Source organism: Paenibacillus sp. 1001270B_150601_E10 (assembly GCF_015558675.1).
In the GTDB taxonomy this organism is placed as follows: domain Bacteria; phylum Bacillota; class Bacilli; order Paenibacillales; family Paenibacillaceae; genus Paenibacillus_B.
The window spans coordinates 1-10,751 of record NZ_JADMOL010000015.1; the positions used below are offsets into that span (position 1 = coordinate 1).

Genomic DNA, 10,751 nt, shown 5'->3' on the forward strand with positions numbered 1-10,751 from the left:
GAAGCAGCGCTATTTGGCAATCATTCATCAGGAGGCGCTTCGAATTGAGCATCTGGTCAATGATCTATTCGATCTTGCCAAGATGGAAGAAGGGCAGATCGATCTTTATAAAGAATGGATCGACCTTGAAGAGCTGCTGGAAGAAGCTGCACGGAGGGTGGAACTGAGCGCCAGGGAGAAGGGAATCGAGCTCAAGCTCAAGTTCGATGGCAAGACTCCGCTCGTCTATGCAGACGGCATGAGGCTGGAGCAGGTCGTTATGAACCTGCTAGAGAACGCGATACGCTATACGGATCAAGGGCAGATTCTGATGTCTGTCACCTACACGGTTAATCAGGTTTCCTTTGAGATTAAGGATACAGGGATTGGCATTCCAGAGGAGGAATTAGAGGAGATCTTCGAGCGGTTTCATCGAGTAGAGAAGTCTCGATCAAGAGATCATGGAGGAACAGGGCTTGGCTTATCCATCGTCAAGAAGCTTGTTGATATTCATGGTGCGACGATTCAAGTGAAGAGCAGATTAGGAAGTGGAACATCCTTTATTGTATCTCTTCCTCGTCAAGCGAATAACTAGGAGCATTCTCTTTAGGAGCTTATCTGTTTGCATGAATATGTACAAGGTGTGAACCACACAATTTCCACACAATTGAGGCTTATTCTAAAGATAAGTTCCTCTCTTCACAAATAATACTTTGGAGCTTCATATGCTCATAGAGTGGAACAACAAACTAATGCAAACGTTACAGACATAGGAGGGAGAAGCAAATGAAGAAGAAATGGTTTATTGCGCTTGGCGTAACAGTGCTTACGTTGGGAATCGGTACAGCTGCATTTGCGGACGGCATGAACGGCTATTCCAACCGGGATATGCAGGACATGCGTGCATATATGGAAGAGAACGGCATGAATGTTGAAGATATGCGTGCGTATATGGAGAATAACGGCATGAACATTGAGGACATGCGCGACTATATGAGAAACAACGGCATGAATGCTGAGGATATGCGCGCATTCATGCAGGAAATGCATCCCGAGCAGAGCGAAGCTGATATTGACCGCATGTATAATCACTGTCATGGCAGCGACTCTAATGGTCGAGGCATGATGGGATACCGCAGCTCCATGATGCGTTAATCGATAAGTATTTTTGTTTAAATCATAAAGTGAAATGCCCCAATAAGTTGGACTAAACCATACTTATTGGGGTTTTTGCGTTTGATTTCTTTTCTTTATAATAGATTCGAAGGAGGTTAGTTTTCTGGTCTCTTAGGATAAGCAAACGTATTATTGTCTACAATAAAAGAGGATATAATAAGCAAAGCCCCTTTCTAGCTTAACAAATTTGGCTCTGAAATGAAGTTGATTTTCAAGATTATATTGACGCTTCCGGAGTTATTCACTACAATAAGCCTATCAATATGTAGGCGATGGAGTTCGCCATATAACCGCCGCGAGGCTAATGACTCCTACCAGCGAAGTTCTTTCCCTGGTAGGAGTCTGTTTGTTTTTCGGCCATTTTTCTTGAAAGGATCGTAGAAATGATGAAAGCAATCAAGCAAAAATGGGATGCTATTTCGGAGAGGTGGACCTTAGCCGCTCTTTTCGGAACGCTGCTGAAGTGGATCGTGCTAGGAGGCGGAGTGGGGATATTAGCGGGAACAGCTTCTGCTATTTTCTTAAAGGGCCTTGATTATGTAACGAATGTACGCATGGAACATCCCTGGCTATTATTTTTCCTTCCTCTAGGCGGGGCACTTGTTAGTTATTTATACTTCAAGTTCGGTAAAAACAGTGCGAAGGGCAACAATCTGATCCTTGAGCAGATCCATGACGGCAAGGAAACGATTCCACTCCGCATGGCGCCGCTTGTGTTATTTGGCACGATTATTACCCATTTGTTTGGCGGATCGGCAGGGAGGGAAGGGACTGCTGTTCAGATGGGGGGAAGTCTTGCGGAATGGTTTGGCAAGCTGCTTAAGGTGAATCCCGTGGATCGGAAGATATTGCTCATTTGCGGAATAAGCGGAGGCTTTGGCTCCATATTCGGCACACCGCTCGCAGGCACGATATTTGGACTTGAAGTGCTGGCGATTGGGCTGATCAGTCATGAAGCGTTGATTCCAGCCTTTATCGCGAGCTTTGTTGGGAATGTGGTAACGAGCTCCGTGTGGGGCGTCAGCCATGCCCATTATTCCATAGGCGAGGTTCCTGCTCTGTCTGCCGTGGTCATCCTCAAGGTTATCGCAGCTTCGATTCTATTTGGCTTTGCAAGCATTCTATTCAGTGAACTTACCCATGCCTTGAAGAAAGGGTACAGCCTCCTGTTTAAAAACCCGATGGTGAAGAGTGCGGTAGGGGGCTTGGTGATCATCGGCTTGGTGTATCTGCTTGGGACAAGAGATTATCTTGGCCTAGGTCTGCCCCTTATACAGGATTCCTTCGATGGGGAAGTGTCGCCCTTTGCCTTCCTTGGCAAGCTTGTCTTTACCTCATTGACGCTAGGAGCTGGCTTTCAAGGTGGAGAGGTCACACCACTCTTTGCCATTGGAGCAACGCTTGGACATACGCTGGCAGGCGTGCTGCAGCTGTATGCGCCATTTTTAGCGGGCCTTGGCTTTATCGCTGTCTTTTGTGGAGCAACCAACACGCCGATTGCTTGTTTCCTGATGGGAATCGAGCTGTTTGGGGCGGATGCGGCTATCTATTTGTTTATCGCTTGCATCGTGAGCTACTTGTTTTCGGGTCATACAGGCATTTATTCGTCACAACAGATTGGGGTTTCCAAGAGTCAGCGGATCAGGATTCAACAAGGCTCAACCCTGGCTGCAGCAAAGGAAATGCGTAAGCAGCGACAATCGAATGATGAGGCGAGGGAGTAGATCGTGGTCAGGCTTTAGATTGCTAATGTTGAGACAGAAGATCAAATGCTTCCTATTATAATTAGGTATCGATATAATATTGCCAGTGTTATTTTTGAAAAAAGCCCCTGTTATCAACAGAGGCTTTTTTTCTTATGGAGTTCGTATAAGGCTTAGGTTTGAGATTCTGAGAACTATTCGTCAGAAGGGCCTGTTATTACTTGAAATAAAGTCATATCCCGATAATAGTTCGTTGACTTTATTGTATTTTTGATCTTCACAAACTCAGGGGTGTATTTCACAATGACTCCTGCATCCACCATGCAGTAAACACCTGCACTATCCTCCTGCCAGGCCTCCACATAGGATTGGGACAGGGCAGCGGCAAACAATTCAATATCATCTACAATCGTTCGGGTCATTTGCTTTCAATCCTCGAAAAGCTCGTCCACCAGCTCGTCTACTTCATGTCTGCGTGCTGCGGTAGCTTCTTTATCTAACGTTATTTTATTTCCTTCAATCAGAACGACATCTCCGACCTCAGCTTCGCTTGGCAGCAGATGCTTCGGATACTCAATCGTATGATCATCAACTTCAATGACGGCAATATCGCATTCAAATCGATCAATAATTCCGCTTATCATTTAATCACCTTTCTATGTGAACTGGATATGGATGCAATAAGATACAGCAACACCTTTCAATAATTATCGCATATTTTCGATTCACCGTGTTTATAAACTTTAAGTATATTGTCCGTTCGTTTACAGCAATTGCATGATCAGCCATGAACAAATAAGAACATTTTTTTATTGTGTATAAGGTTTAAAAAATGGGTGATTTTACCCATGATATCTCTTTTATAAGCGCGAATCAAGCATCTTAAAATGACTCTAATCCCATTCGCAGTCAGGATCTAGAGTCTTTATTCATATTTGAACTAAAGGATTGGTGAAAATGGCGTTCAAAAGGGAATCTGAACAGGAGTATGGAAGTGATTGACAAAACAGTTTTTACCAAATAATATTACTTACGAGTAACATTACTTAGGAGTAATATCATGATCGATGCAAGATGCAGTTGAGAAGAACCTCTTCTTAGAATTGGGCGAAAGGAGTTTTAATGAAATGCAAGCTAGTAAAGGATTGAAAGGAAGGGAGAGCCGGGAGAGAATCATGGCTGCGGCAGCTTATGAGTTTGCTTGTCATGGTTTTCACGAAACGAAAATTAGTTCAATTGTTTCACGCGCCGGATTGACGCAACCTGCATTTTATCTCTATTTTTCAAGTAAAGAAGCTATTTTTAATGAATTGGTCGATGATTTTCGGTCCCGGCTATTCCGGTTGACCGAGGAACTGCGCCTAACCGCTGGAATGAGAAAAGAGGAGTTAGCACAGCAGACCTTGGGCGCTGTTACCGCATTGTTCCGCTTCTTGGCGGAGGATCCGAATTTAACGCGGATTGGCTTATTTCAAGCGCATGATGCCGAACAATGCAAAGAGGCGGCGATTTCCTTGGTAACGGAAAATTTACTTGCAGAACAACAGGCTGGCTATTATCGTACCGAATTGAATATGAGCATCGTTGCGGCTTCCATTGTAGGCATGATTGAAAGGTTAACAGCAACATGCTTGCTGCCCGGCGCCTATGAACCGGAAGTAATCGCAAAGGAAATTATGAATTTGCTTATGTACGGGATGACCACTGCTTTAGAGTCATAAGGGCTCATTAGACGGTTATTTTGAGGGGATATGGTTATGGGAACGACAGTTCACGGCGAGCATCCAGTCAGCAAGCAGGAGAGAAATGTATCACTTGCATTGTTTGCGCTGGCTATGGTTGCGTTCACGATTGGTACGACAGAGTTCGTCATCATGGGGTTGCTTCCGGATGTAGCCCGCGACTTGCAGGTATCATTGTCCGATGCCGGCATTCTGATAAGCGGGTATGCGCTTGGTATTGTCATCGGTGCGCCGAGTCTGACCGCATTGACGCGGAGGATGTCCCGCAAGACACTGCTGTTATGGCTGACAGCCTTCTTCATTGCTGGTAATTTGCTCTCAGCGCTTAGCAATGATTATGTCGTTCTGATGGCTGCTCGGGTACTAGCGGCTCTGGCGCAAGGTGCCATTACCGGCATAGCGGCTGTGGTGGCTTCCCAGCTTGCTCCTCCACACAAGCAAGGGAACGCCTTGGCGATGGTTATGATCGGGACGGTCATTGCTAACGTTGTCGGGGTTCCCGCAGGGACCTATCTAGGACATTGGCTGGGATGGCATTTTCCGTTTTGGGTCATAACAGCTTTAAGTCTAGTCAGCTTTCTGGCTATTCTGCAATGGGTTCCAAAGATCACAAATGAATGGTCCCCAAATGTAAAAACGGAATTTGGGGTTCTTGCCCGGCCCAGGGTTATCCTGACACACTTTATGACCGTTTTCAGCTTCGGCAGTGTTTTTGTTGTGTTCACGTACATTGCCCCACTCCTTCAGGATGTGGCCGGGTTCAATCCGAACCAAACGAGCCTGATGCTGGTCTTGTTTGGCGTCGGGACAATTGTGGGAGGGCTGATAGGAGGGAAAACGGCAGATCGGGCGTTGCTGCCTTCACTGATGATTTTTCAAATTGGATTGTTGGCTATTTTGCTCTTGTTTGCACTGTCATTCCAGAATCAGGCCGTTGCCGTTGCAGGGTTGTTCCTGTTTGGCGTAGCTGCTTTCGGCATCGCCCCTGGGTTGCAAGTATTGATCATTCGTGAGGCCAAGGATGCTCCGGGCCTAGCTTCTTCCTTTAACATCGCGGCCTTTAATCTGGGAGCGGCGGGCGGCTCATTTTTGGGCAGTTTGATGGTAGACAGTGCCTTTGGTCCAAAATCACTGTTTATCATCAGTGCGGTGATGATCATCGTGGGTTTGATCCTGTCAGTCGTTCACTATTTGCTGCGGGAGAAGTCTCAGGATGCTAGCGTCGCGCATGATAGAGTTGTTTAATCTCATTTTGAAAATAGGGAGGAAATATTGTGCAAATGGCAGGCTTGATTCTTCAAGCAATTTTGGCGCTGTATATCGGGCTTGGGGGAATTGTAAAAGTATTGCGGTTGCCGTTTCAGGTCGAGCACTGGCATCAATATCAGTATCCGATGTGGTTTTTGACGGTCACGGGCATTCTGGAGGTTCTTGCCGCATTCGGCTTGATCAGAGGTTATTGGAATCGGTACTTTGCGATCGGCGCTGGCATAATCATTATCGTTTTGATGATCGGAGCCATCTATACTCACTTATTTAAAGTCAATCAGCCGCTGACCATGGCGATTCCCGCAGCCATCTGTTTGGTACTTGCCGTTGTTGTCATCATTCGAAATTTAAAATAAATCTTCTCTTATCTTCACTATCAGAGGTGGCTAATGAGCAAACAATCCACAGCCTGTTGTATTGTCGGAGGAGGACCTGCCGGTGCGGTACTTGCGTTATTGCTTGCCCGGCAGGGTGTTCCGGTTACACTGCTGGAGCAGCATACATCGTTCGATCGGGATTTTCGGGGCGACGTGCTTCATGCATCCGTTATGGAGATTATGGATCAGCTTGGCCTGATCGACCGGCTTTTCGAGCTTCCACACACCAAAATTTTTTCGGCAATCGTCGATTCGCCCGAAGGATCCATCGTCCTTGATTTCGGCATGATCCGCTCCAAATATCCTCACTTGACGACCATACACCAATCGCAATTTCTAGCGTTTATTGTTTCCGAAGCTTCCCAATACGATCATTTCAAGTACGTGATGGGTGCTAAAGTAATCGAGTTATTAAAGGAAAACGACCTCGTGCGCGGTGTAAAGTTCCGTAAAAACCAGGAGGTGCATGAAGTAGAAGCCAACGTGACCATTGCGGCGGATGGCCGTTTCTCCACGGTAAGAAAATTGTCGGGGATGGAGCCGATGTCCCTGACACGACCGATCGATGTCATTTGGTTCAGGGTGCCGCGCAATGAAGGGGATCCCGAGCATTTGTTTAACCGGTCCCGGAATGGCAGTATGCTGGCTTGTGTCAATCGAGGGGATTATTGGCAGATGGGGATGTTTATTCCGAAAGGCACATTCCCACAGATTCAGGCTAAAGGAATGGAGTCTATGCAGCAAACACTTGGCAATCTTGTCCCAGAGTTTGCCGAACGCTTTGCTGGTCTTTCCGATTGGAAGTCTTTCTCGATCCTCTCGGCGTCGTCCAGCAGGTTGAAGAAGTGGTACATGCCAGGACTTCTGTTTATCGGAGATGCGGCGCATACCATGTCGCCTCTAGGGGCAGTCGGCATTAACTATGCTATTCAAGATGCTGTTGTAGCGGCCAATGTTCTTGCCCACCCTTTACAGATGGGAGGCGTTACCTTGAAGCATCTCGCTTCTGTTCAGAAACAGAGGGAGCTGCCGACGAAATTAATTCAAGCCTATCAAGGGGTGATGCAGAAACAAGTCATCGATTCTGTTCTGAATAATCGCAAATCATCTCCAGGCTTCAAACTGGTTAAACGGTTCAAATGGCTTCGTAAGCTAATCGTTATTCTCGTTACTTCAGGGTTTAGACGCGTGCGTATACAAGACCAATCTAGCATGCGCGCATTGTAGATAGAACAGAGGGAGATGGAGGAAAGAGGATGAATCAAATCGTTGGCAGTCTGGCCAAGTATTCGCTATCAAGCGTTCAAAAAAAGCTGTATACTCATCATCAGTTCTATCCTGAAGACCCGTCCTATAATTTATGCTACTGCTACAAAATAGAAGGAAAGATTGAGCTGAAACGGTTTGTCCGCGTCTGGGAGTTAGTGTATGGTAGCGGCGCCGTATTCAAGGTCCATTTCGAGCAAGATGAAGCAGGGGCTCCATTCCAAGTTTACGATGCTTCAAGAATGATAAAAGTAGATGTAGAGTACCTGCAATCGATGACAGTTGAGGAAAGCGACCAATACGTAATGGATTGCACCATCAAGGCATCGCAGACTTGCCTCGATCTGCGGCAGTGGCCGATTACCCAGTTGAAAGTATTCTATAGCGAGCAAGTCAGTTATTGGACGATAAATATTCCTCACATTATATTTGACGGCTATAGTTCCTATCACAAATTTAATGAGTTCTCAAGGCTTTATAATTGCGAAAAAAGCTTGGATGAGCTGGAGGCGGAAGCCGACATGCACACCAGCGATCTATCCTATCTAGAACAGGTTACAGAAGATCAGACGGCTCATAATGTCGACGAGCAAGCGCTCGCTTATTTCCAGAAGGAGTTGGAAGGGGTTGAAGCGCTGAGCATCGGACAGCTGGAGCAAAATCGTGATGAAGCTGGGAGACTTGAAGGTCAAGAGACATCTTTTGATCTGTCACCCGGTCTATCCGAGCAAATCCGAGCGTATATTTCCAGCCATCATCTGACGGATTTCAGCTTTTTCTTGGCCGCGTATGCCGTCTTAATCCATAAGCTGTTCAGTCTAGATAAAGTAGCAGTAGGTATCCCGCTGGCGAACCGTTCCAAAGCTAATAAAACCACTTTTGGCTTCTATGTGAACAGCTTGCCAATGGTCGCCGATGTGCAAGGCTCAGGCACTTTCCAAGAACTCTGCCGTTCCATCAAGCGTAAAACGATCAGCTTGATCCGCTACCAAAACTTCGATTTTCTCTCACAAATTCACCGGGTGCTGCCACACAAAAGCTTCACGGGCACAACTAAGTTCAATACTTTGTTTACTTATTATTTGCAAAAGTTGTCCTTCGATATTGATCAATGCAAAGTGACGCAAATGCCGGTTCCGGCCCGCTTCTTGAATTTTCCTTTAAATGCCGCTGTCCAAAGGCTGGATGATACCTACCGTATCAAAATCGAATATGGCGCCTATTTAAAGCATGCAGACCTAAAATCGATCTATTACGCGATTATTGAAAGCATTATTAGTACGGAAGATCAGAGGATAGCCGACATTCAAGTCATGCAAGCGGAGGAAGGCCGAAAGCTAGAAGAGATTCTACGTCCAGGGAGACGCTTCCCAGTAACCGATACAATCCATCATGCTTTTATGGAGCAAGCCCGGCATAATCCGATGCACACGGCCGTTCAATACGGAGATGTGCAATGGAGTTATCGGGAGCTCGATGAACGCTCTAATCAGATTGCTAATTATATAATCGAGCATTTTCCAGCAGAAGCAGACAAGATTGTCATTTCATTTCACCGCTCGCCAGTACTCATTGCCCTTATTCTAGGGGTTCTCAAAGCGGGCCGTGCGTATGTTCCTGTTGATCCAATCATGCCTGCCGGCCGGCTGGCGCATATTTTATCCGATCTGAACCATCCTCCTTGTCTGACACAAGCTGACTGTCTGAAGTTATTGAATGAAGCCAGGAATGTTTATGTATGGGAGCGCATCGAAAGCGAATTGGCGGCGATGCCGAAAGCTCTGTCGACTGAGACGAGCAGCGCTGGACATTTGGCCTACATAATTTATACCTCCGGTTCGACAGGACTTCCTAAGGGCGTGATGGTTACACATGGCAATGTATTAAGGTCATTTCAGGCATCCGCCCATGAATTTGCGTTTCAAGAGGAAGATACATGGCTATGGTACCACTCCTACGGCTTCGATCCGTCGGTATGGGAAATTTTCGGTGCGCTGCTGTACGGCGGCAAGGTGATCGTTGTCGATGAAACGATGCGGAAGGCTCCGGATGAAATGTACCAGTTAATTGTCCGCGAAAGGGTAACGATGCTCCAAATGACGCCATCCGCTTTCCAGCAACTGATCGGAATTGTGCGGCGGCAGGAGGATGTAGCGCCGCTAGCCCTCAGGTGCATTTTAATCGGCGGCGAGACATTGCGTTTTGCCATGCTCAAGGAGTGGATAGATCGTTATGGGGACCAACAGCCCCGGCTCTATAATGTATACGGTCCGACAGAAACGACCATTTTAGCGACGTACTACCGAATTACCCGTCATGAAGCGATTGCTGTCGGGGAAAGCATTATCGGACGCCCATTGCTTGATGTGGAACTGTACGTCAAGAACCGATACTTGGACGACCTTCCATCAGGAATACCTGGCGAACTGTATATTGGCGGATATGGTGTATCCAAAGGCTACTTTAACCGCGAGGATCTGACGAATGAGCGGTTCCTGTCGGGCATGCCCTGGCAAGGGACGGTTTATCGTACTGGCGATCAAGTAAGGTTGCTGTCGGATGGCAATCTCGAATTTCTGGAGCGGGTGGATAATCAAATCCAGCTTCGAGGCTACCGGATCGAATTGGGAGAAATCGAAACTGCTCTGCAGCAGTATCCTCATTGCAAAAGTAATGTTGTAGCTGTGCATACATTTGACGGGGAAGACAAGCGGCTGGTGGCATACTTGGTCATGGAAGAGGGGGAGTCGCTTGACGAGGCCGAGATACGAGCATTTCTGCGGACGAAATTGCCGGAGTATATGATACCATCGGTATGGGTTGCAATTCCGACTATTCCGGTGACTGTGAACGGGAAAGTGGATTATAATGCTCTGACTGTTCCAGCGTTGGCGCCAAGCGTCTCCATTCCAGAGGATGGCAGCTTCGAACAAAAGATTATAGCGATTTGGAAGCAGGTATTGAAGACGGATCATGTAGGCAAAGACGACAATTTCTTTGATATCGGCGGTACTTCCTTACTGATCTCTGATGTTTATTACAAGCTGGCAGATACACTTCCGATTAAGCAGCAGTTGTCGATGGTTGAGTTATTCCAATACACGACACCGCGTGCCTTGGCCGCATTTCTTCATCGATTGAATGATCAGGGGACACGGCAGTCGGATAATCAACAGGTAGGCAAACGGAAAGAAGCACTGTTGCGCAGACGGAAAAACGGGAAATAAATGAGATCGTAT

The 10,751-nt window shown here is 46.7% G+C and carries 10 protein-coding genes and 1 riboswitch; of the genes, 8 read left to right on the plus strand and 2 right to left on the minus strand.

The features are described 5' to 3' along the window. The 3 genes from I2H74_RS21575 to I2H74_RS21585 form a co-directional block, all read left to right on the plus strand. On the plus strand, positions 1–574 hold a 574-nt coding region (locus tag I2H74_RS21575), incomplete at its 5' end, for a sensor histidine kinase (protein ID WP_195576322.1). Positions 575–765: 191 nt separating this feature from the next. Continuing rightward, complete coding sequence (locus I2H74_RS21580) at positions 766–1,134, plus strand: hypothetical protein (RefSeq protein ID WP_195576323.1); 369 nt, start codon at positions 766–768, stop codon at positions 1,132–1,134. 280 nt (positions 1,135–1,414) lie between these two features. After that, positions 1,415–1,476, plus strand: a riboswitch (Fluoride riboswitch). Positions 1,477–1,541: 65 nt separating this feature from the next. Then, positions 1,542–2,879 (plus strand): voltage-gated chloride channel family protein, encoded by a 1,338-nt coding sequence (locus tag I2H74_RS21585; RefSeq protein ID WP_195576389.1) that lies wholly within the window; start codon positions 1,542–1,544, stop codon positions 2,877–2,879. Between the two features lie 173 nt (positions 2,880–3,052). On the opposite strand, the gene I2H74_RS21590 is transcribed toward I2H74_RS21585, so the two are convergent. Then, positions 3,053–3,280, minus strand: coding sequence for a hypothetical protein (locus I2H74_RS21590; protein WP_195576324.1), 228 nt, complete (start codon positions 3,278–3,280; stop codon positions 3,053–3,055). Positions 3,281–3,286: 6 nt separating this feature from the next. Then, positions 3,287–3,502, minus strand: a complete 216-nt coding sequence (locus I2H74_RS21595; RefSeq protein ID WP_195576325.1) for a DUF3006 domain-containing protein — start codon at positions 3,500–3,502, stop codon at positions 3,287–3,289. A 483-nt stretch (positions 3,503–3,985) separates the two neighbouring features. On the opposite strand from I2H74_RS21595, the gene I2H74_RS21600 reads away from it, so the two are divergent. Genes I2H74_RS21600 through I2H74_RS21620 form a run of 5 tightly spaced genes read left to right on the plus strand, consistent with a single transcriptional unit; the run spans position 3,986 to position 10,739 of the window. Continuing rightward, the gene (locus tag I2H74_RS21600; RefSeq protein WP_195576390.1) at positions 3,986–4,579 is read left to right on the plus strand and encodes a TetR/AcrR family transcriptional regulator; all 594 of its coding nucleotides are present in this window, start codon (positions 3,986–3,988) and stop codon (positions 4,577–4,579) included. A 36-nt stretch (positions 4,580–4,615) separates the two neighbouring features. Continuing rightward, entirely contained in the window at positions 4,616–5,845 is a 1,230-nt protein-coding gene (locus tag I2H74_RS21605; RefSeq protein ID WP_195576326.1) for an MFS transporter, read from the plus strand. Between the two features lie 35 nt (positions 5,846–5,880). After that, positions 5,881–6,225, plus strand: coding sequence for a DoxX family protein (locus I2H74_RS21610; protein ID WP_195576391.1), 345 nt, complete (start codon positions 5,881–5,883; stop codon positions 6,223–6,225). Between the two features lie 33 nt (positions 6,226–6,258). Then, positions 6,259–7,473: an FAD-dependent oxidoreductase gene (locus I2H74_RS21615; protein ID WP_195576327.1), complete on the plus strand. Its 1,215-nt coding sequence runs from the start codon at positions 6,259–6,261 to the stop codon at positions 7,471–7,473. Positions 7,474–7,502: 29 nt separating this feature from the next. Continuing rightward, the gene (locus tag I2H74_RS21620; protein ID WP_195576328.1) at positions 7,503–10,739 is read left to right on the plus strand and encodes a non-ribosomal peptide synthetase; all 3,237 of its coding nucleotides are present in this window, start codon (positions 7,503–7,505) and stop codon (positions 10,737–10,739) included. Positions 10,740–10,751: the final 12 nt, after the last annotated feature.